The organism is Pantoea sp. IMH (genome assembly GCF_000599885.1).
Classification (GTDB): domain Bacteria; phylum Pseudomonadota; class Gammaproteobacteria; order Enterobacterales; family Enterobacteriaceae; genus Erwinia.
In genome coordinates this window covers 30,292-53,737 of the sequence record NZ_JFGT01000002.1, presented here as the reverse complement: position 1 = coordinate 53,737, position 23,446 = coordinate 30,292, and the positions used below count along the sequence as shown (strand labels likewise).

Here is a 23,446-nt window from a genome sequence, read left to right as displayed (position 1 = left end):
ATTTGAGTCAGGCCGGAGCCGCTAATTTAAGCCAGTCTCAGCTAAAAAACCAGCAGGTCAATTCAGACCTGCTGGTTACTTCCCTCAGAATTTTTCCCAGTGATCGCCTTCAGCCAGCGCGGGCCGTGCCGGTAGTGCCAGCGCTTCCGTTCGCGGCGCTTTTAGCGTGGCTGGCGACGGTGTACGCTCGCTGTTTTCAGTAAGGTGAAAAGCGGCAACGGCCTGCGTCAGCCGGGCGGCCTGCTCTTCAAGCGAGGCGGCGGCAGCGGACGCCTCTTCCACCAGTGAGGCGTTTTGCTGCGTCACGTTGTCCATCTCAGTGACGGCCAGGCTGACTTGCTGAATGCCCCGGCTCTGCTCATCTGAGGCGGCGGCGATTTCCGCCATGATATCGGTGACGCGGTGAACCGCGCCCACGATCTCCGTCATCGTTTCACCCGCATGGCCCACCTGTGAAGAACCCTGGCCAATTAAGCTGACCGATTCGGCTATCAGCCCCTCGATCTCTTTGGCCGCGCCCGCGCTGCGCTGGGCCAGGTTGCGTACTTCGCTGGCGACCACGGCAAAACCGCGCCCCTGTTCGCCTGCTCTGGCCGCTTCCACTGCCGCATTCAATGCCAGAATATTGGTCTGGAACGCGATGCTGTTAATGACGGTAGTAATTTCCGCAATCTTTTTCGAGCTGCTGGAAATATTGTTCATGGTTTTTATCACGCCGGAGACAATGTCACCGCCCTGGCGCGCTTTCCCCGAAGCATCGGCGGCAAGCTGGCTGGCATGATGGGCGTTATCGGCGTTCTGCTTAACGGTTGCGGTCAGCTCTTCCATACTGGCTGCGGTCTGCTCCAGCGCCGCTGCCTGCTGCTCGGTCCGGGAAGAAAGATCGGTATTACCGGCGGAAATTTCACCGGAACCCTGAAAGATCGCTACTGCACCTTCACGTACAGTACCCACGGTGTTAACCAGTGACTGCTGCATAATTTGCAGATTACTGCCGAGCGTGCCAATTTCACTGCGTCCCCAGGTTTGCGGCGGCGCGGTCAGATCGCCTCTTGAGATCTGCTCAATGCGGTCCACCGCCTGGCGCAGCGGCGTGATTACTACCCGGCGGAGGAAGATGAACGTCGCCAGCGTTAACAGCAGGGCGGCAATGAAGGCGCAGGCCATCATAATAAAGCCAAGATGCGTATTCTGCTCTGCTTCAACGTTCATCATTGCGGCCCGTTCGGTACGGATCTTAATGGCGTCGAGCAAAATACCGTTGTAGGCATCGTCCAGCTGACGGGTTTTATCCGTTTCATGCGCGATGACGCCCTCAAAACTGCCATCTTTGGCGCTTTGTACCATCGGCATCAGGCCGCCAGTGATATAAGCTTCAAAACGGTCAGATAAACCGGCATCCAGCGCGATATCCTGCGGCGTCTTCACCCGACGTTCCTGATAAGCCTTGAAGCTGGTTCTGGCCTGCTCTATACGTTTTTGCGCTTTCGCCAGATTCGCCTCAAACTCTTCCATTTCGCCAATTCGCGCCGCGGCACCGGCATGAATGATATTCAGCCTTGCTGTCCGGAGGTGGTTAGAACTGTTAGAGATTGCCATGCGAACCTGAATCTCCTGAGTGACATCTTTTAATGACTGGTTACTTTGGATCAGGAAATAACTGGCGAGGCCAATACAGAGGGCGAATAACAAAAGTATCCCGCTCAGAATAGCGGCGAAGAGGGGAACGAGACGGAGATGTTGCCAAAAACTAATCCTGCTGGGTTCAGCACTGAGGTGTGATGATTTCATATCCTTTGCTCTCTTTGAGGGGTAAGCGAAGCTGCGCTTCGACATCTCAGAAGAACATCGGCAGCGCGTCAAAAAGCGTGAGCGCAGAAATGGGATCGACTTAACAAATTTGAAAATCAGGCAGCAAAAAGCCGGCTTTCGCCGGCGTCGTTGCAGCACTATCTCACATTGACATAAATACCGCTGGTCACGTTATCCGTCAGGCGGACGACATGATAAATAACTTGCTTGTTGTGTGTTTTAATTTTTCTTTTAATGTTTCCTTTATGTGAGGAAACTGTTTTGGCCTTAATTTGCATTTTATCCGATATCTGAATCGTATCGTGGCCAGACATCCACATCTTCAACATATTTGACTCGGTCTGACTCAGGGTCAGTGGATGTACATCGTAGCCCGCAGAATAGCGGGGTGACACATTGAGTTTCTTTTGAAAATAAGGCACCAACAGATTGTCCAGCGTGGCTGGTTTTATCGATTTTGATGTAATAATCAGGTTCTTACGAACGTAGAGGTATTCCTCAAAATGGATATTGGAGATAGCCATAAATATAAAGAAGATGGTGTCAGGGTTCTGCATAATAATATCTTTTATGCGCTGACTCGCATCTGCTTCATAGATAAAACAGTCCTCGTTAATAAATACCACGCCGGGTTGGCATTGCTGGCATTTCGTCTGTAATTGATCAATGTCATTGACGGAGGTGATGTTTTTCTTTTTAACACCTTTCACTGACATATAATCCATAAGCCCAAGCCGTGTGTAGCTGCATGAATCCATAATAATCGTTGGCATACTAGCGACCCTCACCAAATTGTTATCCGTTTAAATCAACGATGAATTACGCGTTTGTGTAGTTACGAAAGTAAAATGTTACTTAATAGAGTTTTATTATTTTTGAAACCAACATCAGATCTTGCCGGGGAATAGCCGTAGAAGGCAGACCTGTGCAAGCCTGATTTTATAATTGAGTTATGGCGACACATAGCCCTGGCAGCGGTCTGCGAAACGCGGGTTCACAGAGACACCGTCGGGCAATTTGTGTTGGTACCGCACAGTCACATCTCCACCTACCTCGTCACTATCACGCAGTATGCGGAAAAATCTGATAGGACGATTCCTAAAAAACATTCATTTCACGAATGTGTGTCCGAAAACGAGCGAAGACAATGCCGCAAAACACGATTTGATACAAGATAAAACGTGAAAAATAAAATAACTAGCAAAAACATGAGCTTGTATATTTTATGAACGTTAACGATATCTTAACAACTCACTCATTTCGGTAAACAAAATACGCTAATTGGAATTTAATAAGAATAATTTTCATTGAGACGCGAGGTTTATCAGAATTTCCTTAAGGAAATTCTGGTAAACATGGTTTGAAAATTGCGCAGAAACATCGCGAGGGCTAATCAATGATCAATAAACGATCGGGCGATACTTAAGGATTGCTGTCGGGTAATTCACTCAGGAACACGGCCAGTAAATCGAAGACTTCACTGAACAAATGCTCACAGAAAGGAGCAAGAAGCGGCATCATCAGGCTGATAAATACAATACCCAAGGATAAGGTAACCGGGAAGCCAATAGCGAAAACCGAGAGCTGAGGTGAAACACGGTTTAACAAACCCAGGGCCAGGTTAACAATGAGGAGCAAAGTTATCAGCGGTAGCGCTAATCGCATACCGTTAAGGAAAATCAGTCCCGCTGCTTTAGTGAGCGCGAGGAACGCATTACCATTTAGCGGCTCGCCGCCGATGGGTAATGTATGAAAACTGTCCGACACCATTGAGATTAACCAGAGATGGCCGTTAAACGTCAGAAACAATAACATCGCCAGTAAATCGAGGAAGCGTGCCAGTACCGGCATATTCAACCGGCTGGACGGGTCAAAAAAGGTGGCAAAAGAGAGTCCCATCTGTAATCCAATCACCTCGCCAGCCGTTCTTACCGCAGCGAACGCGAATTGCATCGTAAAACCTATAGCCGCGCCTATGAGAATTTGCTGAATCAGCAGCCAGAAACCGCCAACTGAGAACAGTGTCACATTGGTGGGCGGTAAAGAGGGGATGAGTGTCCAGGTAATCATCAGCCCGAGGCCAATTTTGACCTTTCGGGAGATCGACTTCTCGCTGAGCACCGGCGCGGTCATGATAAGCGCCAGTACTCTGGCGAGTGGCCAGAAAAGCTGGCCTATCCAAAGCAGCAGCTGGCTGCTGTCAAAGTTAATCATCAGCCGATCATATAAGGAAGGTTGGAAAACAGCGTGCGCATATAGTCGAGCACCAGGCTGAGCATCCAGGGACCAGCGATAACGATCGTTGCCACAACCGCCAGAATTTTAGGAATAAAGGAGAGCGTTTGTTCGTTGATCTGGGTCGCCGCCTGCAGCAGGCTGATAAACAGCCCGGTGGTCAGCGCCGCGAGCAGCAGCGGGGCGGCCAGCGCCAGCGCCACTTTCAGCGCTTCATGCCCAATAACCATTACCGATTCAGGTGTCATAGTGACTCCGTAGAAAACTTTCTGAGCGGGCGAACCGTCCGCCGTTTGCGTCGCTGGTCAGGGCAACCCTGCCAGCCATCGTTATGAGTAGAAGCTTTGCGCCAGCGATCCCACCAGCAGTTGCCAGCCATCAACCAGCACGAACAGCATCAGCTTGAAGGGCAGTGAGATGGTCGCCGGCGGCACCATCATCATCCCCAGCGCCATCAGCACGCTGGCGACCACCAGGTCAATAATCAGAAACGGAATAAAAACGGTAAAGCCAATCTGGAACGCGGTTTTCAGTTCGCTGGTGACATAAGCCGGAAGCAGGATACGCATCGGCACAGCTTCCGGACCCTGTAACGGCGGCGTGTTTGCCAGACGGGCGAAGAGGGCCAGATCGGCCTCGCGCGTCTGTCGCAGCATAAACTCGCGCAGCGGCTGCGCGCCTTTTTCAATCGCCACTTCCATGGTGATCTTGTCCTGGCTGAACGGCAGGTAGGCATCCTGATAAATTTTATCGAACACCGGACCCATAATAAAAAAGGTCAGAAACAGGGAAAGGCCAATCAGAACCTGGTTTGGCGGCGCGGAGGGCGTACCCAGCGCATTTCGCAGCAGGCCAAATACGATGATGATGCGCGTAAAGCTGGTCATCATCAGCAAAATCGCGGGCAGGAAAGTCAGCGAGGTGATAAACACCAGCGTCTGAACCGGCAGCGACCAGCTCTGCCCGCCGTTCGCCGTCGGCTGGCTAATCAGTCCCGGCAGCTGGGCGTGAACGTCAGGCGTCAGCAGCAGAAGCAGTGGCAGCAGGGAAAAAATACGTTTCATTGAGGCTTTCCGGGGCGTTTGATTAGCGTCTGTAGAAGCTGGCGGAAATCTGCCGCCGCAGCCGGCGGTTCCGGCGTGTCCTGCTTAGGTGCGGGCGGCAGCGTATGCAGATGAGTAATCTGCTGCGCGGTCACGCCCAATACCAGTCGTGCATCTTCCACATCGATAATCACGACGCGCTCGCGCTGGCCAACCTGACGCGTGGCGCTGATGTTCAGGCTGGTCTGGCCGCGAAGTCCGTGCTTAGGCGCAAAGCCCAGGCGTTTCGCCAGCCAGGCACAGGCCAGGATGAGCAGAATAATCACCGCCAGCACGCTGCTGACCTGCGTCAGCATCGAACCGGTAGAAATGGCCGGCTGCCCTGCTGGCTGAAGTTGTACCTGGGTGGTCTGTGGATTCATTTAGCGGCTCAGACGACGCATACGTTCGGATGGGGTGATAATGTCAGTGATGCGCACGCCATATTTATCGGCCACGACAACCACTTCGCCCTGGGCAATCAGGTAGCCGTTAATCAGGATATCCAGCGGCTCACCGGCAAGGCCTTCCAGCGCCACTACCGATCCCTGAGAGAGACGCAGCAGCTCTTTGATGGTCATTTTGGTGCGGCCCAGCTCAACGGTCAGCTTGACCGGAATATCCATGATCAGGTCGATATCCTGCAGGGAACCGGCCACATCATTGCTTTCCAGCGTTTTAAATACCCCTTCAGAAGAGGCGCTGCTGGACTGTTCGTTCAGCGCGTCAGCCCACAGGTCGTCCGCAGAGATCTCCTCTTCGGAGGGCTTATTTGTGTCACTCATCGGGCTGTTCCTCACTCATCGAATTCAAAATCGGGTTAATCAGATGTTCCACACGCAGCGCGTACTGCCCGTTCAGGGTGCCGTACTGGCTGGTGAGTACCGGCACGCCATCGACGTGAGCGATAATGCGGTCCGGTTTTTCAATCGGTAATACGTCGCCGGGTTTCAGGGCCAGCAGGCGCGAAATACGCATTGATACTTCGGCAAAGCTGGCAATCAACTCCAGTTCGGAATGCTGAACCTGCTTCACCAGCGTTTCCCGCCAGCTGTGATCTTCCTGCCGCGAGTTTTCCAGCGGTGGGTTAACCAGCGTTTCGCGCAGCGGTTCAATCATGCTGAACGGAATACAGATATTAAATTCGCCCACCAGGTTGCCGATTTCCACCTGGAACGGCGTGGTAATCACGATATCGTTCGGCGAGGTGGTGATGTTGGTGAACTTCACCTGCATTTCCGAGCGAACGTATTCCACTTCCAGCGGATAAATCGGTTTCCACGCCTCGCTGTAGCCTTCCAGCGCCAGCTTCAGCATTCTGCGAATAACGCGCTGCTCGGTGGCGGTAAATTCACGGCCTTCCACCTTGGTCGGGAAGCGACCATCGCCCCCGAACAGGTTATCGACGGCAATAAACACCAGGCTCGGTGAAAACACCACCAGCGCCGTGCCGCGCAGCGGCTTAAGATGAATCAGGTTCAGGTTCGTCGGCACCGGCAGGTTGCGGGCAAATTCGTGATAAGGCTGAATTTTAATCGCACCTACCGTGATGTCCGGGCTGCGGCGAAGCAGGTTAAACAGCGCCATACGATAGGAGCGTGCAAAACGTTCGTTAATGATCTCCAGCGCCTGCAGACGCTCGCGAACCATGCGGCGCTGGGTATTGGGATCGTAGGGGCGAACGTCGCTTTCGCCCGCTTTGCTCACATTTTCTTCGACGGCACTTTCGCTGTCGCCGTTGAGCAGCGCGTCGATTTCTGCCTGAGAAAGAATGCTGTCGCCCATGCCTTTACCTCAAGATGAAGGCGGTGAACAGAACATCGCTCACGACCTGCTGAGGTTGATCCCGTACCAGCGGCGGCGCCAGCACGGCCTTAATCTCTTTAATCAGTTCCTGCTTACCCTGCTCGTTGGTGAGTCCGGCGGCATTCTGACGGGAGAGCAGCAGCAGCAGGCGGCTGCGGACTTCCGGCAAATAGTCGTTCATACGGCTGCGTGTCGCTTCATCAGGCAGACGCAATGTGAAGCCGACGTAAAGCACACGGTCAGGATCGTTGTCCGGATTGACCAGGTTGACCGTAAAGGTATCCAGGGCGAAAAAGACCGGCGCGGGCGCTGGCTCAGGCTTGGCAGCATGTGCCGCGTCGGCGGGAGCCTTCATCATGCGCCAGACCGTATAGCCCGCGACGCTACAAGCGACCAGCGTTACCAGTAGTAACAACGGTATCAACAACTTACGTTTGCCGCTTTTGGCTTTTTTATCAGACATATGAACGATTACTTCCTGTGATGATTTTCGGGGGGCGGTACAACTTTATTCGCTGGCCCACGGCGATATGGGCAGATTATCCCGCGTCCTGTGCTAAACAATGGGTAGAAAAGACGCGGGTTTTGCCACTAGCTTGTGCGTTTGTTGCCGTCAGGCGAAAATATCCACGGCGTTGGTACCGTCGGCGCGGGCCTGCAATGAGGCTGGAACGGCCACTGGCGTGACCTCGCTGTCATTTTCTCCCGCCAGGCTGAAGGTGTTGCCGCGGCTGTTGCGCTGCTGCTCCTGCTGACCGTTAAAGTTCTGGCCCTGCTGGAACGCATCGCTGCTCACGTTGCTCTGACCAAGGTTGATACCGCTTTCAGCCAGCGCGGCACGCAGGTGGGGCAGCGCGGCTTCTGCTGCCGCACGTACCTGGCTGTGGTTAGAAATCATACTCAGCTGAGCCTGATCGTTATCCAGCTTGAGGCTGATCTGAATACTGCCCAAATCCTGGGGATGCAGATGCAGCTCTGCCGTATGCTGTCCATTCCGGCTGAACATCAGGATCTGCTGACCCAGCGCCTGTTGCCACTCCGGGCTGCCCAACTGGGCATTCAGCTGGGGCGTCGCTGGCGCGGTTACCATAGTGGTGGTGGTGGGCGTAAGCGCAGCAGAAGCGCTGCTGACAACATGATGCGTTAACGTCGGGTTAGTCAGAGAACTTGAATTCTCTTTTTCACCCTCTTTGCCCGCCTGGCTGGCTATTTGCTGGAAGGCGCCGTTCAGCACGGGCGCGTCAGCCGGGGTTTTCGGTGAAGAAGTTCCGGAAACCAGGCCATGCAGGCCACCAGCGCCCGCTTTTTCATTGCCTTCGCCTTTTTTATTCCCTTCAGCATTTACGCTGCCGGAGGCCAGCAGCGAGGCGAGAGAGGCCTGTTTCGCGCCTTTCTCGCTGGACAGGCCTGATGCATCGCTCACTCTGGCCGGTGCGGCAGCTGGGGTATTTACCGCAGGCGGCAGCATGGCAAACAGCGCCTGAAGCGTCTGCATATCACTGTCGCTGAGCGATGAAACCGGATCTTTATCATCGGCAGTGACAATGCCGGCTTTATCGCTGGCTTTACCTTCAGGCTGTAGCAGTGCAGTCAGCGCTTCAGGATTTTCCAGCGCGGCCAGCATGGCGTTGAGTTTGGATGGCGTGGCGGGCTTAAACTCAGCCACACCGGCTTGCGGCGTCGCAGCCTGACCGGACGCTTCGTGCTGAACGAGCGTTAGTAATTTATTACCCAGCAGGCTCACAAACCCCTGTGTGCCGCCGGTATCAGTCCCTTCTGCGGAAACTCCCGCTTCTGCCGTCAGGCCGGTATCTGCTGCGGAAGCCGCGGCGGTAGTGCTGGTTTTTGTCCCGGAAATGACAGCGGGCAACGTAATCATTCGCCTTTCCTCAGTGATGCCCGTTGGGCAAATTCATCCATCCGTTTCTGATCGAGACGGTTTTCAATTGATAATGCGTCCGCGGCCGCACGGGCCTGAAGCGTTTCATAAGCGTGTACACGCTGCTGCTTGTCGCGCCAGAAGCGCAGGGCGCCCTCAAGGCGGCTGTTCCAGTGCGACAATTGCTGACGGTGCTGCTCAATGGCTTTTTCCAGCGTTTCAATAAACTGGTGGTAGTTATACCAGCGGGTGCTGGTAATCCCTTCGGACATATTGTTATTCAGTGACTTACGATATTCATCCTGATAGTTCATCAGCATGGAGAGCTGTTCATCAGCCTGTTTCTGTCCGCGCCGTACGTCGCCCAGCTGAATGGCGGCCTTTTCCAGGTCTTTCTGTGCCAGATCGCACAGGGTATCGATAGGTGATGCCTGTTTTGCCATAACCCCCCCGGGAAAAGCGTGCCGTTAACCAAATATCGCCTGGAGATGTAAGCAGGCGTCATCAAAGGTGCTGCGTTCAAACATGCCCTGCTGCAGAAACAGCTCCAGCTCGGGATAAAGTTTGATCGCTTTATCCAGTGTCGGATCGCTGCCGGCGGCATAGGCGCCCACGCTGACCAGATCGCGGTTACGCTGATAGCTGGAAAGCAGTTGCTTAAACTGGCGGACGCGCGCGTAGTGCGGTTCATCAATCAGGTGCGCCATCACGCGGCTGATTGAGGCTTCGATATCGATGGCCGGATAGTGTCCGGATTCCGCCAGGCGACGGGAGAGCACAATGTGGCCGTCCAGAATTGCACGGGCAGAGTCCGCGATAGGGTCCTGCTGATCGTCGCCTTCAGTGAGTACGGTATAAAAGGCGGTGATAGAGCCGCCGCCGTCGATGCCGTTACCCGCGCGCTCGACCAGCGCCGGAAGTTTGGCGAAGACGGAAGGCGGATAGCCTTTGGTCGCCGGTGGTTCACCGATCGCCAGCGCAATCTCACGCTGCGCCATGGCGTAGCGGGTCAGGGAATCCATAATCAGCAGGACGTGCTGCCCGCGGTCGCGGAAGTCTTCAGCGATGCGCGTGGCGTAAGAGGCGCCCTGCATACGCAGCAGCGGAGAAACATCCGCCGGCGCGGCGATCACCACAGCCCTGGCGCGTCCCTCGGTGCCGAGAATATTTTCTATGAAGTCTTTAACTTCACGTCCACGCTCGCCAATCAGCCCCACGACAATCACGTCCGCTTTGGTGTAGCGTGCCATCATGCCCAGCAGAACGCTCTTGCCGACGCCGGACCCGGCGAACAGGCCCATACGCTGCCCGCGACCCACGGTCAGCAGGGCGTTAATGGCACGGACGCCGGTGTCCAGCACGTCGGTAATCGGCGTACGCTGAAGCGGGTTAAAGGGGGGAGTAATCAGCGGCGCACGGTAGCCGGTTTCCGGCGCGGGCAGGCCATCCAGCGGGCGGCCGCTGCCATCCAGCACGCGTCCCAGCAGTTCCGGACCGAGCATCAGCTGTTTGCCGCTGTGCTGGTTGTCGCCGCTGACGCGTGCATAGACGCGGGCGCCGGGCAGGATCCCTTCGACTTCTTCCAGCGGCATCAGAAAGAGGCGTTGACCGTTGAAGCCAACCACTTCACTTTCCACTTCCGAAATGGTCTTGCCGTCGCTGCGTTCAATGACACAGGTGGCACCCAGCGGAAGCTGCAGGCCGGTGGCTTCCAGCACGAGGCCGGTGGCACGAGTCAGACGACCATAGCGGCGAACGTCCGGCACCTGGGCCAGACGTTGTTCAAAGGAGTCAAGCGTGCCAAGCCAGCGTGAAAGGCGAGTGGTCATTACAGTTCTCCCGGCGCGGCCAGACGGCACAGTTCATGCCAGCGGGTGGCGATGCTGGCGTCCAGATCGCCATCTTCCGCGCTGACTTTACAGCCGCCAGGATGAATGGTGCTGTCCGCCATCAGGCGCCAGCCGTGCAGGCTGAGCGTGGCGCCCAGCGTCTGGTCAATGCGCTGTAAGTCATCAGGATGGACGCGCAGGGTCGGTTTGCCGCTGAACATCGGTTCCTGCTGGATCATACCCTGAATCTGACGAAGCAGGGCGGTACCATCCACATGCGGAGCCTGGCCAATAACCTGACGGGCCGCTTCCAGCGCCAGCTGCATCAGACGGGCAGCGATGACGCTGTCCAGTGCTTCCAGCGTATGGTGGAATTCGGAAACAAGCTGCTGCATACGCGCCTGAAGCGGCGCCTGCTGCTGCTGTGCTTCTGCCAGACCTTGCTGAAAACCGGCGTCGTAACCGGCTTTCTGCCCTTCAGCAAAGCCCTGCTGCTGACCTTCCGCATAGCCAAGGCCCTGCGCTTCGTTGCGCACCTGGCTTTGCATCTGCTCAAGCTCATCCTGCTGCAGCGCGAAGGGATCCTCCGGTAGCGCTTCAGGAAGCTCGAAGGCTTCGATCACCGGCTTATTAAGCTGCCCAAGATCGTTGGGCTGCCACCGCTGCCAGGGCAGGGACGATTGATCAGACATACTGTTCCTCGCCGCCGCCGATTACCATATCGCCACTCTCTGCCAGACGACGGACAATCAGCAGGATAGCTTTCTGTTCGTTCTCTACCGCAGACATACGCATCGGGCCGCGGTTGGCAAGATCGTCGCGCAGAATATCGGCCGCACGCTGCGACATGTTGCGCAGGAATTTCTCGCGAAGCGGCTGTTCGGACCCTTTCAGGGCGATCAGCAGCGACTCGGATTCCACTTCCTGAAGCAGGCGCTGGATGCTGCGGTCGTCCACTTCCACCAGGTTTTCGAACAGGAACATCTCGTCGATGATTTTCTGTGCCAGCTCGCCGTCGAATTCGCGAACGGCTTCGATAACCGCTTCTTCCTGCTGGGTTTTCATCAGGTTGATGATCTCCGCCGCGGTTCTCACGCCGCCCATCTTCGCCCGCTTGAGGTTCTGACCATCAAGCAGCCCGTTAAGCACTTCGGTAAGCTCGGCCAGCGCGGCAGGCTGGACGCCGCCAAAGGTGGCGATACGCAGCATCACATCGTGACGCAGGCGTTCGTCGAACTGCGCCACGATGTCGGCGGCCTGAGAACGCTTCAGGTGGACCAAGATGGTGGCGATAATCTGCGGATGCTCGTCGCGGATCAGATCGGCAGCAGCCTGAGGCTCCATAAAGTTAAGCGTTTCCATACCGCTTGTGGTGTCGCGGGTTTCGAGAATATCTTCCAGCAGGGTGGAAGCACGCTCTTCGCCCATCGCTTTAATCAGTACAGAGCGCAGGTACTCATTCGAGTTGAGGCTGAGCGCAGCGAACTGCTCTGCATCGGTTTCAAACTCGCGCAGCACGTCGGTCAGCTGCTTATGTGACACCTGACGCATATTGGCCATTGCGGTGCTCAGGTGTTGTACCTCGCGGGAGTCGAGGTGTTTGAACACCTCGGCTGCACGATCTTCGCCAATCGTCATCATCAGAATGGCGCTTTTTTCTGTACCGGTGAGACTCATAGTTCTTCCTTCATCCACTGGCGAATGACCAGAGCCACCACGCGGGGATCGTTCTCGGACATATCGCGAATACGCTGGCTCATTACCTCAGCACTCATGCGGTGCTGAGATTTACGTTCCTGGTCAATCTCGTCTCTGGAGAGCGTGACCGACACGGCGTCATCTTCGTTAGCTGGCGCGGTAGCCAGCACGGCGGCTTCGGCAGCGATCTTCTCCTGTTCGGCCTTACGGCGCAGCTGAGGACGGACCAGCTTACGGTAGAGGATCCAGGCGACAATCAGCACCAGCAACCAGCGTCCCGCTTCCATCATCTGATTAATGAAGGAGGTCTGCTGCCAGAATGGCAGTTCACCACCGGTCACATCCGTCTCGTTAAACGGCGAGTTCACGACGTTCAGGCTGTCACCGCGCTGTTCCGAGTAGCCCATCGCTTCACGGGTCAGGTTTTCAATCTGCTTCAGCTGGTCTTCGGAAAGCGCAACCGGCTTACCCTGAGCATCCGTTTTAAAGTTAACCACTACCGCCACAGAGAGACGTTTCACTTCGCCCACATTCATCTTGGTGTGGAGAATGGTGCGGTCTACTTCGTAGTTAGTGGTTTCGTCAGTCCGGGTGTTCGACGGACCGGCGTTAGCGGTGCTGGTCGTGGTTCCTTCATTCGCCTGCGCGTTGTTAGCCGCGTTAGCGCCATTGTTCTGGCCGTTAGCATTGTTCGGCGGCGTGGTGACCGGCGCGGTATTGGCCGGGGCTGGCTGATTAGAGAGCGCGCCCGGTACGCCGCCCGGATACTGACCACCCAGCTGCTGACTGTTGCTGCTCTGGCGTGAACGCATCGCCTGATTAGCCGGGTTGCTGTTAGGCTGATATTTTTCATCCGTCTGCTCACGGGCGTTGAAGTCGATCTGCGCCGTCACCTGAGCGTGCACATTACCGTTGCCGAGGATAGGGTTCAGGATCGCCTCAATGCGCTGCTGGAAACGGCCTTCAACATCGGTGGCATATTTCAGCTGGGCATCATTCAGATTACGGCCGGCGTTGTCGGACTGGGTCAGTAAGTGACCGGCCTGATCGACAACCGTGACGTTACCCGGCGGCAGGCCCGCCACGCTGCTGGAAACCATATGCACGATAGCGCTGATCTGGCCCTGGTCCAGGGCACGGCCAGGCTGCAGCGTCAGGGTCACCGACGCGGAAGGAGCTTTCTGCTCGCGCACAAACAGCGAAGGCTTGGGCATCGCCAGGTGAACGCGGACGTTCTTGACGGGGCCAAGCGTTTCGATAGTGCGGGAGAGTTCACCTTCCAGCGCGCGCTGATAGTTAACCTGCTCGCTGAACTGGCTGATGCCGAACTTCTCTTTATCCAGAAGTTCGAAGCCGACGGCTCCGCCTTTCGGCAGGCCCTGCTGGGCGAGGCGCAGGCGCAGCTCGTGCACCTTGTCCGCCGGAACCATCAGCGCGCCACCCGCCTCATCAAACTGATAGGGGATGTTCATCTGGGTCAGCTGAGTGACGATGGCGCCGCCATCTTCATTACTCAGATTGTTATAAAGCACGCGGTACTCTGGCTGTTTTGCCCAGAGCACCATGGCGACAACGATGGCAATCGCCGCCGCAGCGGCAATAAGAATAGGAATACGAGGATTAGCGCGTAGGCGAGCGAAAAGGTCGTTCAGCCCCTTCTTCTCTGGATTATCCTGCGTAACGGTTGCATTCATAACTCTTTCCTGCCTGACAGTTGACCGGACTGTTTCGTGTTATGCATTAACAAAAATGACTCCCTGATGCGGCTTGCAATAACATTCCCACTTCTAATGGCTGCCATTATTTTCTTAAACGGAATTTTCGATGGGTGGATAAGGTGTGTTTTATGGGCTCATTTAGCGGCTTTGTCTCATTGACATTGTGCTAAGTTTTGCCACAGAAAATTTTTACCGTAACCATGACCGGAGCAAATAATGGCAATTCAGGGTATTGAGAGCGTTGTCCAGCAGCTGCAAACCGCCGCTATTCAGGCGGGCGGCAGGCAGACAGACGCGTCGAACCATGCGGATTTCGCAGGTGAGCTTAAATCCGCGCTGGATAAAATCAGCGGCATTCAGACAGCGGCGCGCACGCAGGCGCAGGATTTTCAGTTAGGCAAGCCGGGCGTCAATCTTAACGACGTCATGATCGATCTGCAGAAATCGTCAGTTTCGATGCAGATGGGCATCCAGGTGCGTAACAAACTGGTCAGCGCCTACACCGATATTATGAATATGCAGGTGTAGAAGTTTTACATCCTGCCGATAACGAGTGTCATAACGATTCATTAACGGTGAGGTAACACGTGGATAATTTCCAGAAAGAGGTTGATGAGAGAGCGAATCTCGCATTATCCAACAAGTTTGAGCTTTTACTGTTCCGTCTGGGCTCCGATTTGGCCGGCGGTAAGTCAGAGCTGTACGGCATTAATGTGTTCAAGCTCCGCGAAATTGTCCCGATGCCTGCCGTGACCAAAGCTGCTGGTATGAAATCTCCGCTGCTCGGCATGGCGAATATCCGCGGGCAGCTGATCCCGGTGATCGATCTGCCAGCCGTTGCCGGTTGTACGCCCGCCACCGGCCTGAACCTGCTGCTGGTGACGGAATATGCCCGCAGTACCCAGGCGTTTGCCGTGGAATCCGTGGAAGATATCGTGCGCCTGAACTGGAGCCAGGTTCACACCGCTGAGTCGGGCGTGGCGAACCGCAACATCACCAGTATCGCCCTGCTGGAGGGTGAACAGCACGCCAATGAGATGGCGCTGGTGCTGGATGTTGAGCAAATCCTGCATGATGTAGTGCCGTCGGTGCGCGATGTTAAAGAAGGCGATATCACCCTGAAGAATTTTGCGATGAAGCCGGGTGCCGTCTGCATTGTGGCGGAAGATTCGAAAGTCGCCCGTTCCATGCTGGAGCAGGGCCTGAAAGTGATGGGGATCCCGGCGCTGATGCACAACACGGGGTTGGAAGCCTGGAATAAAATCAAACAAATGGCGCTGGAAGCGCAGGCGGAAGGCTGTCCGATCACCGATAAAATCGGGTTGGTGCTGACCGATCTGGAAATGCCGGAGATGGATGGTTTTACCCTGACGCGCAATATCAAAGGTGAACAGCAGCTACGCTCGATTCCGGTTGTTATCCACTCCTCGCTCTCCGGCAGCGCCAACGAAGACCACGTTCATAAAGTGGGCGCGAATGGCTATGTGGCGAAATTTGAGATCAATCAGCTCTCGGCGGTTATTCATAAGGTGCTGGAAGAAGCGGCGGGCTGATGGCACTGATTATATAAGGTAATTCGTCCGAAAAGGCCGATAACTTGGACAATCAGGGGAAGGGAGTGGTAAGATGTCTGCTCCCTACGATAAAAAAAGAAGGTTTCTATTACACCTGTAAAATTTAAATGCCCCGCCTGTCAGGGCTGTCAGTACCGTTTTTCTCTCTTCAACGTTTCGTCTAAAAATCCCCACGGGGCGAACTGTATTTTCTGTAAATCTTCCATGACCGTCAGCTATCACTTCCAGGTTTGTTAGTGCTCAGCGGTAGCGTTATTCCGCCACCGGATAGCCGACCTGACTCCATGAGTATGCTCATGGAGCCATTGCAGGCCATTGTGCCGGTGTTGTAACGCAAATCGTTCATTCATTTATCCTTCACTACCGCCACGCCCGGGTTTTCTAATCAGGAAGCGTTGTTTTTACGGCAGCTACAGTCAGCACTGCACTCACTGCCAAAACAACCGCCACTGTCAGCACTGCCGCCACCGTCAGAACAACTGCCACCCTCAAAACACCTTTCACGATCGGTTACTTGTCTCTGTCTGTAATAGCACTCGCTGGTACAGAAGCAGACAGACCTCACAAAACTCCCTCTTGATATGCCCTCACGCCGTGTCCGCGCACGCCGCAAAAAAAATTGTTCTTATTTTCAGCAGGCTCACAAAAGTGCTGCGGAAAACGGTTGATCGCGGCCTTCAAAGAAAATACTGTATATCCAACCAGTCTTTATCAGAGGAGGTACCCTATGATCACTCTTGCAACGCTTTCCAGACCCGTGCATTACAGCCTGAAAGGGCAACCGCAATCGCTTTCTTCAGCCGTTTATCCTGGTTTTCACTGGCCAGTTTTTCCCGGCGTCGGGCTTTATAACGACTCTTGCATGTGCCCCCAGGCTGACATTTTTTCCAGATAATCTGTGTCATAACTACCTCAATTTCCAGAGTGGGAAGGGGAAATGACCGCATCAGGCGATCTGTTAACGGTCGGAATGTATCCTTATCAAAAACAATAGCTATAGTTATTATTAATATCAATGGCTATTGGTGAAATAACTTTAGTTATTGGTGTATGTGGTTGATTTAATTGGATTTGGCTAAATATTTTCGCTTTTTTTACCCGATGTGATGGCGATTTCATGAAAATCTTTACTAATCTATTCAGTTGAATCAATGCGCCAAAAGCCCTCTGCGGCTTATGCATTCCAGAGGGCGGGTTTTCGTGAGGATAAACTGATGATATCTGTGCTGCACAGAGTGTCCGGGGGGCACTATAAGGAGACTATCCTCCAGGAGGAGGAGGTAAGCGCTTACCGCCTCAAGTCACGGATCAGGAAGATAGCGACGCCAACTAACGCCGAATCGTCCGAAAGCTCTACGGCGGGCAGTCGGGGGTCGTCAACGGTTAAAAAACCACTGGAGGGGCCTTCAAGATAGCGATACACAGAGACCCTCGAATTGACCTGGGCGATAACTAAATCTCCAGATTCGGGTGGTACTTCTGTGTCGACAATGACTATACTCCCTGCGGTGGCTTCAGCACAGCCGCTGTTGCGGTCAAGAATGTAGGCGCGCCAGGTCTTTTTCGCCTTTACACCGTTAGGGGCTGAGACCAGATCGCCTGTCTTACCTTCCGGCCCCCACACGGCTATAGTAGTACCGCTTTTGACTTTGTCCGCAGCACTCAGCGCGTGGGTTCCCCGCATCTCTCCTTCGCCGCTGGCTAACCACTGGACGTTAACGTCAAGCGCCCGGGCAATATCGACCAGCTTACGGGATCCTTCGGCCTCTCCTTTCGTCAGACGCCAGATCGTGGGTTGTGAAACGCCCGATGCTTTTGCTAAAGCACCTTGTGTTATTCCCATCATGGACATGACCATGTTCAGCCGGTAGGCCAGTGTATTCGGTTTCATATACCAGAATTTATAGCGACGCGTATTTTTCGTCAAACACGCTTTGCTATTGGCAAGATTAATACTCTATGCTATTAATTAAGTAATGCGATACTTTAACGGATGATAGGCCGATATGGCAAGTTATCGTCCACTGCTCTTTGACAACCTGGCCGTCCAGCCTAATCGCTGGCACACCTTCAACGGTGATCTCACCTGGCGGACACCTGTCTGCCGATGAACGTGCACTGTTCAGAACTCATGCTGAACCGCACAGATTCTCCCGCCTGGCCAGAAACAGTCTGGCCAGGCGATATCTCACTCGAAGGAGGTTGTAATGCGAGACATCAAAAAGTTACTTGAGATGTGGGGAGGCTGGGCGGCCACGGAAAAGAGCGGCATCAACTATCCGCACATTGCAGCAGGATTTCGCGGACTGATTACCGCCGCGCCGTCCAACAGGCCAGTATGCAGCGACAACGACGGTATGATCCTTGATAGCTGTATCAGCCGCCTGATGAAAACGCACCCTGATGAACATGCGCTGCTGGTTGCCCATTATCTCTACCGGATATCCCTTCGCTCTATTGCCCGTCGCCGACGTTGCGCTGATGGCACCATTCGTAAACAACTCCAGACGGCAGAAGGATTTATTGAAGGCGTACTCTGTACGCTGGAAGTGACGCTGGAATGTGAAAGTGAATTTTTTTAAAAAAAAGTGGTTGCGTACGCAATTTCAACACTACTGTGTTAGAAACGCATTTAATAATCCATCAGGGCGCTAATATAAATTAACCCTGCGATGAACTTACCTTGTTTATTTATATTTATCCTGTGGCAGAGAGTTCCATGCCTGAGGGTTTGGTTAGTGAATTCACCAGGGAATTTACCTTTGTTTTTTTTCGGGGCGTATATTCCAATTGTGAGGTGAGCTATGAGTAAAATAATCCAGATACTGGCTTATGAAGAGGGCTATAAAGATAAGCCCTATATTGATACTGAAGGTTATCCCACTGTGGCTTGTGGGATAGTTATTGGACCGAAAAATGCGTCACTGAATAATTATCAGTTTAGCGTTCCCCGCAGCGTTGGGGATATCTGGATGCAGAAAATACTCGACGAGAAAATACGCGAAATGATTATGCGGCCCACGCTTGTTGCGGCATTACGGCAGTGTAATCCGGCCAGAGCTGACGTCTTATACAGCATGGCTTACCAGATGGGGGTGGAAGGTTTAGCCGCTTTTAAAAACACGCTGATACTGATCTCCAATGGTAATTTTGATGGCGCGGCCGAAGGCATGTTAGCCAGCCGTTGGGCGAAGCAGACGCCCGCACGCGCCAGGCGTCATGCTGAAATGATGCGTAGTGGAAATTATGATGCCTATCGGGGGGTTATATGAAATTCATCCTGTTTATCCTGATGGTGCTGGCGGTAATTGTTATCGTCTGGTGGGTGAAGAAACACGGCAAAATCGAATTTGTCTCTCACGCCCGGTTATTATTTAAAACCTGGTCGGTATGGCTGGCCACCGGCGGTTCCGCTATCGGTGCCTGGGTGCAGACATTCCCGGATTCCGCGATGAATGCCTGGAATGGGTTACCGGTCGATGTGAAATCTTTTATTCCGCAGCACTATCTGGGATTAATTGCCTCATTTATGGTGGCAATGGCGGTTATTGCCCAGTTTATCCGTCAGAAAGGACTCAAAGCGCAAAACGAAAGGCAGAAGGAGAATCATGTATGAATACGCTTATGGCTCTTTTTTCCGGCAGCTGGCACCTGCTTGCTGGCATCGGCGTCGTGATTGCGGCGGTTGTGGCGAGCTGGTTTGGCGGCAAGAAAATTGGCAAGGTGCAGGAGAAGTCCCGTGCGGATGTCGATGCGGCAAAAAATGAAACGGCCCGCGTTTCCGCTGTCGCCAATAAACAGGATGAGAATATTAAGGAGGCAAAAAATGTTCAGGCCATTAATCATTCTCTCAATGACGATGATGCTCGCGACAAGCTGCGTAGGTCGTCACACCACAACGACCAGTAGTCCACAATTACTCACTGATTCATCCTGTACATTATTTTCACCTATTTATACCTACGGTAATGACTGGCAGGTTATAGATATCCGCACGGTGAAGCAAATTAATGTACACAATGAGTTATGGGATAAAATTTGCGCCGATAAAATTAACTGAGCGCAAAAGAAACTGCTACCGGATAAGGCAGTGAATAAATAACAGGGCGTTATATCACTTCAATGAACGACTTATATCACTTAAATAACACAGGCGATTAGCTACGGCATTCGCTCCTGGAGGCTATTATGATCGAAGTAAACTCTTTTGCTGAACTGAGAACAACGAAACCGCCAAAGTCGGGTGAAATTGCAATGCTACGTCGTTATTACGATAAAGACGCGAGTTTTAAAGGCGGCGGGGATTTTGTAGGTTTTGTCCAGTCAACGTCGCTGCCTAAGGATGATGGCGGGACCTTTGCTGTGGGCAACGGCTTTTTCTGGAAACGCATTATCAACAATCCGGAAGAGGTGAACATCCTGCACTTTGGCGCTAAAGGCGATGGGGTAACCGACGATACAGAGCCCTTTAAAGCGATGATGGTTTGGGCTCAGAGCTTCAATAACAGTGCGAAAAGTCTGGGGGTACGCTTCCCTGTGGGCAAGTTCCTGATTAAGCCTATCGACTATTCCGCTACCGAAATGCCTGTCTTTTATCTGTATGGTGACGATAATCCCCACGGTGCGATGCCCAGAACGACCATTGTCTCCGACAAATCGAACTTGCCGGTCTTTAAGGTGAAAGCAAGGCGGACCGCCATTAAAGGGATCGCCTGGAACGGTCAGGCCACAGCGGATATCAAAACCCTTACCGGGCCGGTTCAGCCATCCCAATGTACTAACCAGCAGCCGTTTTTTGAAAATACCATTGTGGCCGGTCAGTCGGTGGTCATTTCGCGATTTCGGGCACAGAATAATGGCGGTACGGTGATCAAACTTCAGGACACCCTCGACACCAAGTTTGATCAAATTTATACCGTGACCACCTATGGCCGTATCTTTGAGGTAGGCTGGTCTGGCACCGCTACCGGCGTATGGGATCACGCAACGGCGATTGAGCTCACCAATGCAAACTTCCAGACAGGTTACGGTGACGGCACGCTGGTCATGCCGCGCGTAACTCAGGGTGTACTCAATAACGTCTGGATTGAGCATACCCGTAACCCCGGCGATCTCTCGGAAGGACAGTGGCTGATTGATGCGCTGAGTCTTGAAAACTGCGTACAACCTCTGGATCTGAGTAATGGTCGCGTGCAGTTACGCCAGCTCAATCTTCAGGGCGGTTCTAAGGTTAAGCTTGAAAGTAACCTTGAGAACCGCTGGCTTTCCAACTATGAGTATGGCTGGCGCCGCGATGAGAACTACGGTACAGAGTTTACCGGTTCGATGAGGGCTGGATGGTACAGCGGCTATAAGGTGTCTAACACATCTTCAACCGACAAATGGTTCAAGCTTGGCAAAGTTCATATGCCGAAGGATAACCAGCAGTGGGTTTTTGAGATGGTCAGCAAAGCCACCAATGATGTCCCTGGCGCGCTGTCCGGAAACCCGGTAACCACCATTGCCTCCTGTATTACCTGGCTGAATGTGGCTCGCTGTGCCACAGCGGTTTATGCGGATATCCAACATAAAGGCGCACCGGCAGTTGTGGATGTGAAGCTGAACCGGATCGGGCTGAGCTATGCGGAAGTCTGGGTGAAACTGAAAGCCCGCTCTGGCGATATGGTATTCAACCTCACGACAACCGGGCCGACTCGCTTTGAGACCGGGGTAACTTCCCTGTTTATGCCTGATTTGTCAGAGGTTACCGATCTCAGTACCATCGGGACCACATCGCCTAACGCGCGAATGAGCTTCCATAATGGACTGGCGGGAATTGGGGCAAATGAAAAAGGAATACTGACGTTAGCTACCGCAACGGCAGTAGCACCAACCGCCACTAAAGCCACGGGCTATATTACGGTAAACATCAACGGAACGGACCGTAAAGTGCCTTACTACTGATAAATAGCCCACACCTGGCCGCCCTTAACGGGCGGCTTTTTTTTGCGTCTGCGGGGCGGATTTGAAGTTAAATGAACTTCTGCGGATCGGCAGAGTCGGAATTTAGGCGTACATTTCAACTTAATGAGGAGAACGAGATGAGTGATAACACAGAACACAAATCGCCCACAGACCATTTACGGGACGTGACCTCGCAGCTGAAAGAGATGCGGCACTATGCGCAAACCAATACGGAAACCCTCTCAACCCACTGGCTGGCGTTTGATCAGGGGGAGTATTCGCATAAAGAGTATGCTGAGCGTATTAACGATCTTCTGACCAGACAGGGTGGTCTGCTCGATGAGCTCGACAGCACCATTCAGGATATCGAAATCGAGATTAACCGCGTCGAAAACGAAGCCTGACGCTGAACCCTGCACACCCCGCTACGGCGGGGTTTTTTTATAACGTAAACCGGGGGCTGACCTGGTTACGTCCGCTGCTTTTGGCCAGATAGAGCTGGCGGTCGGCGCTGTTTATCGAATCGTCAAGGCTGCCGGAATCGGAAATATTCAGCGTGCTGATACCGATACTGACCGTCACGCTGAGATCGTTCTCGTTCAGCACAATCTTATTCTCTTCCACTGCCCGCCTCAGCCTGTCCGCCAGCAGAAATGCCCGCGGCTGCGAAATGCCCTCGATCAGCACTAAAAACTCCTCTCCGCCCATCCGGCTGATAATCGCCCCAGATTGCAGCGTCTGTCTCAGGCACTCAGCGGTTTTCGCCAGCACATGATCCCCCGCCGCATGGCCGAAAGTATCATTAATATTTTTGAAGCGATCGATATCAATCACAAAAGTGGCGCCGTAAAAGCCGACCTGTTTATTTCTGCGGGAAAGCAGGGCATCGACTCTGGATGAAAGGCCGCTGCGCGTTAGCGCCCCGGTCAGAAAGTCGTAATCCGCACGCTGGGTAATCCGGGCGACCAGCTTGCGGTTGGAGGTGGTGCTCAGCGCCACAATCAGCGGGCTGATGGTCATTGCTGCCACGCCCAGGCGAGAGGAGGCGAGGCTGTCGATGCGGAAAAAGTCATCGCTGCCCTGGATATTCAGTACGTTGTTTGCCACCAGAATGATCTCGGCGATGCCGGTCACTAAGGTCAGCAGGCAGGTGATAAAAATAGGGTAGCTGATGGCGCACCACATCAGCGCGGGCAGGGGGAAGATCAGGCTGCCGCCGCCGCCGACGTAGATGCCGGTTATGGTTGAAACGATAAGGGAGATAACTGGCAGCAGCGAACTCTCTTTCAGTTCGCCGAAGATCTGCTTCAGCTCATCCCGCCGCGGCAGGGTGATCGCCACCGGCAGCAGCAGAATCGAGGTGGAAACCTGCTCGCAAAACCAGGAGATCCAGCCCTTAAGCAGGACATCATGAAAATAGTGCTGGCTGGCAAAGGTGCCGGCCAGCGCGCAGGCGGCGGCGGCGACGATGGAGGCGGGAAACACCCTCAGCAGCGCCTGAAGCCGTCGCGGATAGGAGCGTGACAGTATAGGAGAAAGCAAAACCATTCTGCCGACGATGATAAACAGCATATTTGCCGCGTTTAATCCAAGCGCAATACTGAAGGGCGTGCCATAAAAAGTATCCGCCAGCACCATCGCGCTATATATCACCGGCAGACTCAGAACATTATCAAAGGCCGGAAAGCGGATCATCAGCCCCAGTAATAGCGCGTTACAGGGCCAGAAAAGAGAAAGCGCCTGCAAGCTCCGGCACTGAATACCAAATGCGGTTAAGCCCAGCGCGAGCAAAAAAAGAAACAGGCTGTGATCAAGCTTATATTTGTTCGGTGACATTCTTCTGACTCGAAATCTTACAGGCCCGTGATAT

At 53.7% G+C, this 23,446-nt stretch carries 25 protein-coding genes; 8 read left to right on the top strand and 17 right to left on the bottom strand.

What is annotated here, in order from left to right; translation table 11 throughout:
- Positions 1-84 precede the first annotated feature (84 nt).
- The 15 genes from EA20_RS0100325 to fliF form a co-directional block, all read right to left on the bottom strand.
- Positions 85-1,791, bottom strand: coding sequence for a methyl-accepting chemotaxis protein (locus EA20_RS0100325; RefSeq protein WP_024964932.1), 1,707 nt, complete (start codon positions 1,789-1,791; stop codon positions 85-87).
- Between the two features lie 158 nt (positions 1,792-1,949).
- Complete coding sequence (gene rcsA / locus EA20_RS0100320; protein ID WP_024964931.1) at positions 1,950-2,585, bottom strand: transcriptional regulator RcsA; 636 nt, start codon at positions 2,583-2,585, stop codon at positions 1,950-1,952.
- A gap of 649 nt (positions 2,586-3,234) precedes the next feature.
- Entirely contained in the window at positions 3,235-4,026 is a 792-nt protein-coding gene (gene fliR, locus EA20_RS0100315; RefSeq protein WP_024964930.1) for a flagellar biosynthetic protein FliR, read from the bottom strand.
- Positions 4,026-4,295, bottom strand: coding sequence for a flagellar biosynthesis protein FliQ (gene fliQ, locus EA20_RS0100310; RefSeq protein ID WP_024964929.1), 270 nt, complete (start codon positions 4,293-4,295; stop codon positions 4,026-4,028). Before fliQ ends, fliR begins: the two co-directional genes overlap by 1 nt.
- A gap of 81 nt (positions 4,296-4,376) precedes the next feature.
- Complete coding sequence (gene fliP / locus EA20_RS0100305) at positions 4,377-5,111, bottom strand: flagellar type III secretion system pore protein FliP (RefSeq protein WP_024964928.1); 735 nt, start codon at positions 5,109-5,111, stop codon at positions 4,377-4,379.
- On the bottom strand, positions 5,108-5,512 hold the full coding sequence (gene fliO, locus EA20_RS0100300) for a flagellar biosynthetic protein FliO (RefSeq protein ID WP_024964927.1): 405 nt from the start codon (positions 5,510-5,512) through the stop codon (positions 5,108-5,110). Before fliO ends, fliP begins: the two co-directional genes overlap by 4 nt.
- On the bottom strand, positions 5,513-5,914 hold the full coding sequence (gene fliN / locus EA20_RS0100295) for a flagellar motor switch protein FliN (RefSeq protein WP_024964926.1): 402 nt from the start codon (positions 5,912-5,914) through the stop codon (positions 5,513-5,515).
- Positions 5,907-6,914, bottom strand: coding sequence for a flagellar motor switch protein FliM (fliM, locus tag EA20_RS0100290; protein WP_024964925.1), 1,008 nt, complete (start codon positions 6,912-6,914; stop codon positions 5,907-5,909). The genes fliN and fliM overlap by 8 nt, the downstream gene beginning before the upstream one ends.
- A 4-nt stretch (positions 6,915-6,918) precedes the next feature.
- Positions 6,919-7,398, bottom strand: a complete 480-nt coding sequence (gene fliL / locus EA20_RS0100285; RefSeq protein ID WP_024964924.1) for a flagellar basal body-associated protein FliL — start codon at positions 7,396-7,398, stop codon at positions 6,919-6,921.
- A 150-nt stretch (positions 7,399-7,548) separates the two neighbouring features.
- The gene (locus EA20_RS0100280) at positions 7,549-8,814 is read right to left on the bottom strand and encodes a flagellar hook-length control protein FliK (RefSeq protein WP_024964923.1); all 1,266 of its coding nucleotides are present in this window, start codon (positions 8,812-8,814) and stop codon (positions 7,549-7,551) included.
- Entirely contained in the window at positions 8,811-9,257 is a 447-nt protein-coding gene (gene fliJ / locus EA20_RS0100275) for a flagellar export protein FliJ (protein WP_024964922.1), read from the bottom strand. Before fliJ ends, EA20_RS0100280 begins: the two co-directional genes overlap by 4 nt.
- Before the next feature lie 24 nt (positions 9,258-9,281).
- Positions 9,282-10,643 carry a flagellar protein export ATPase FliI gene (fliI, locus tag EA20_RS0100270; protein ID WP_024964921.1) on the bottom strand — a complete coding sequence of 454 codons (1,362 nt, stop codon included), beginning with the start codon at positions 10,641-10,643 and terminating at the stop codon, positions 9,282-9,284.
- Positions 10,643-11,335: a flagellar assembly protein FliH gene (fliH, locus tag EA20_RS0100265; RefSeq protein ID WP_024964920.1), complete on the bottom strand. Its 693-nt coding sequence runs from the start codon at positions 11,333-11,335 to the stop codon at positions 10,643-10,645. The genes fliI and fliH overlap by 1 nt, the downstream gene beginning before the upstream one ends.
- Entirely contained in the window at positions 11,328-12,320 is a 993-nt protein-coding gene (fliG, locus tag EA20_RS0100260) for a flagellar motor switch protein FliG (RefSeq protein WP_024964919.1), read from the bottom strand. The genes fliH and fliG overlap by 8 nt, the downstream gene beginning before the upstream one ends.
- Entirely contained in the window at positions 12,317-14,035 is a 1,719-nt protein-coding gene (gene fliF / locus EA20_RS0100255) for a flagellar basal-body MS-ring/collar protein FliF (protein ID WP_024964918.1), read from the bottom strand. The genes fliG and fliF overlap by 4 nt, the downstream gene beginning before the upstream one ends.
- A 240-nt stretch (positions 14,036-14,275) precedes the next feature.
- Between fliF and fliE the strand changes: the two genes are divergently transcribed.
- Positions 14,276-14,587 carry a flagellar hook-basal body complex protein FliE gene (gene fliE, locus EA20_RS0100250; protein WP_024964917.1) on the top strand — a complete coding sequence of 104 codons (312 nt, stop codon included), beginning with the start codon at positions 14,276-14,278 and terminating at the stop codon, positions 14,585-14,587.
- A gap of 59 nt (positions 14,588-14,646) precedes the next feature.
- Positions 14,647-15,612: a chemotaxis protein gene (locus EA20_RS0100245; protein WP_024964916.1), complete on the top strand. Its 966-nt coding sequence runs from the start codon at positions 14,647-14,649 to the stop codon at positions 15,610-15,612.
- A 1,309-nt stretch (positions 15,613-16,921) separates the two neighbouring features.
- Here EA20_RS0100245 and EA20_RS0100235 read toward each other — a convergent pair.
- The gene (locus EA20_RS0100235; protein ID WP_235192621.1) at positions 16,922-17,560 is read right to left on the bottom strand and encodes a LexA family transcriptional regulator; all 639 of its coding nucleotides are present in this window, start codon (positions 17,558-17,560) and stop codon (positions 16,922-16,924) included.
- Between the two features lie 280 nt (positions 17,561-17,840).
- Here EA20_RS0100235 and EA20_RS0100230 point away from each other — a divergent pair, with 280 nt between their 5' ends.
- The 6 genes from EA20_RS0100230 to EA20_RS0100205 all read left to right on the top strand — a co-directional run bounded on the left by EA20_RS0100230 (position 17,841) and on the right by EA20_RS0100205 (position 21,980).
- Positions 17,841-18,215: an antiterminator Q family protein gene (locus tag EA20_RS0100230; RefSeq protein ID WP_024964914.1), complete on the top strand. Its 375-nt coding sequence runs from the start codon at positions 17,841-17,843 to the stop codon at positions 18,213-18,215.
- A 222-nt stretch (positions 18,216-18,437) separates the two neighbouring features.
- Positions 18,438-18,905: a glycoside hydrolase family protein gene (locus tag EA20_RS0100225; protein WP_024964913.1), complete on the top strand. Its 468-nt coding sequence runs from the start codon at positions 18,438-18,440 to the stop codon at positions 18,903-18,905.
- Positions 18,902-19,249: a hypothetical protein gene (locus EA20_RS0100220; protein WP_024964912.1), complete on the top strand. Its 348-nt coding sequence runs from the start codon at positions 18,902-18,904 to the stop codon at positions 19,247-19,249. Before EA20_RS0100225 ends, EA20_RS0100220 begins: the two co-directional genes overlap by 4 nt.
- A complete protein-coding gene (locus EA20_RS0100215) occupies positions 19,246-19,542 on the top strand; it encodes a hypothetical protein (RefSeq protein WP_024964911.1) in 297 nt (98 codons plus the stop codon). The genes EA20_RS0100220 and EA20_RS0100215 overlap by 4 nt, the downstream gene beginning before the upstream one ends.
- A 279-nt stretch (positions 19,543-19,821) precedes the next feature.
- Entirely contained in the window at positions 19,822-21,576 is a 1,755-nt protein-coding gene (locus EA20_RS0100210; RefSeq protein WP_024964910.1) for an amylovoran biosynthesis protein AmsF, read from the top strand.
- Between the two features lie 137 nt (positions 21,577-21,713).
- Complete coding sequence (locus EA20_RS0100205; RefSeq protein ID WP_024964909.1) at positions 21,714-21,980, top strand: hypothetical protein; 267 nt, start codon at positions 21,714-21,716, stop codon at positions 21,978-21,980.
- Between the two features lie 37 nt (positions 21,981-22,017).
- On the opposite strand, the gene EA20_RS0100200 is transcribed toward EA20_RS0100205, so the two are convergent.
- Positions 22,018-23,412 (bottom strand): GGDEF domain-containing protein, encoded by a 1,395-nt coding sequence (locus EA20_RS0100200; protein WP_024964908.1) that lies wholly within the window; start codon positions 23,410-23,412, stop codon positions 22,018-22,020.
- Between the last annotated feature and the right edge of the window lie 34 nt (positions 23,413-23,446).

Coding starts and splice junctions, on each gene's coding strand:
- fliM (WP_024964925.1), bottom strand. CDS start 6,914: ATGGGCGACAGCATTCTTTCTCAGGCAGAAATCGACGCGCTGCTCAAC.
- fliL (WP_024964924.1), bottom strand. CDS start 7,398: ATGTCTGATAAAAAAGCCAAAAGCGGCAAACGTAAGTTGTTGATACCG.
- fliH (WP_024964920.1), bottom strand. CDS start 11,335: ATGTCTGATCAATCGTCCCTGCCCTGGCAGCGGTGGCAGCCCAACGAT.
- EA20_RS0100210 (WP_024964910.1), top strand. CDS start 19,822: ATGATCGAAGTAAACTCTTTTGCTGAACTGAGAACAACGAAACCGCCA.
- EA20_RS0100230 (WP_024964914.1), top strand. CDS start 17,841: ATGCGAGACATCAAAAAGTTACTTGAGATGTGGGGAGGCTGGGCGGCC.
- fliF (WP_024964918.1), bottom strand. CDS start 14,035: ATGAATGCAACCGTTACGCAGGATAATCCAGAGAAGAAGGGGCTGAAC.
- EA20_RS0100215 (WP_024964911.1), top strand. CDS start 19,246: ATGAATACGCTTATGGCTCTTTTTTCCGGCAGCTGGCACCTGCTTGCT.
- EA20_RS0100225 (WP_024964913.1), top strand. CDS start 18,438: ATGAGTAAAATAATCCAGATACTGGCTTATGAAGAGGGCTATAAAGAT.
- fliO (WP_024964927.1), bottom strand. CDS start 5,512: ATGAATCCACAGACCACCCAGGTACAACTTCAGCCAGCAGGGCAGCCG.
- fliG (WP_024964919.1), bottom strand. CDS start 12,320: ATGAGTCTCACCGGTACAGAAAAAAGCGCCATTCTGATGATGACGATT.
- EA20_RS0100220 (WP_024964912.1), top strand. CDS start 18,902: ATGAAATTCATCCTGTTTATCCTGATGGTGCTGGCGGTAATTGTTATC.
- fliR (WP_024964930.1), bottom strand. CDS start 4,026: ATGATTAACTTTGACAGCAGCCAGCTGCTGCTTTGGATAGGCCAGCTT.
- fliN (WP_024964926.1), bottom strand. CDS start 5,914: ATGAGTGACACAAATAAGCCCTCCGAAGAGGAGATCTCTGCGGACGAC.
- EA20_RS0100200 (WP_024964908.1), bottom strand. CDS start 23,412: ATGTCACCGAACAAATATAAGCTTGATCACAGCCTGTTTCTTTTTTTG.
- EA20_RS0100280 (WP_024964923.1), bottom strand. CDS start 8,814: ATGATTACGTTGCCCGCTGTCATTTCCGGGACAAAAACCAGCACTACC.
- fliI (WP_024964921.1), bottom strand. CDS start 10,643: ATGACCACTCGCCTTTCACGCTGGCTTGGCACGCTTGACTCCTTTGAA.
- EA20_RS0100325 (WP_024964932.1), bottom strand. CDS start 1,791: ATGAAATCATCACACCTCAGTGCTGAACCCAGCAGGATTAGTTTTTGG.
- fliJ (WP_024964922.1), bottom strand. CDS start 9,257: ATGGCAAAACAGGCATCACCTATCGATACCCTGTGCGATCTGGCACAG.
- fliQ (WP_024964929.1), bottom strand. CDS start 4,295: ATGACACCTGAATCGGTAATGGTTATTGGGCATGAAGCGCTGAAAGTG.
- fliE (WP_024964917.1), top strand. CDS start 14,276: ATGGCAATTCAGGGTATTGAGAGCGTTGTCCAGCAGCTGCAAACCGCC.
- rcsA (WP_024964931.1), bottom strand. CDS start 2,585: ATGCCAACGATTATTATGGATTCATGCAGCTACACACGGCTTGGGCTT.
- EA20_RS0100205 (WP_024964909.1), top strand. CDS start 21,714: ATGAGTGATAACACAGAACACAAATCGCCCACAGACCATTTACGGGAC.
- fliP (WP_024964928.1), bottom strand. CDS start 5,111: ATGAAACGTATTTTTTCCCTGCTGCCACTGCTTCTGCTGCTGACGCCT.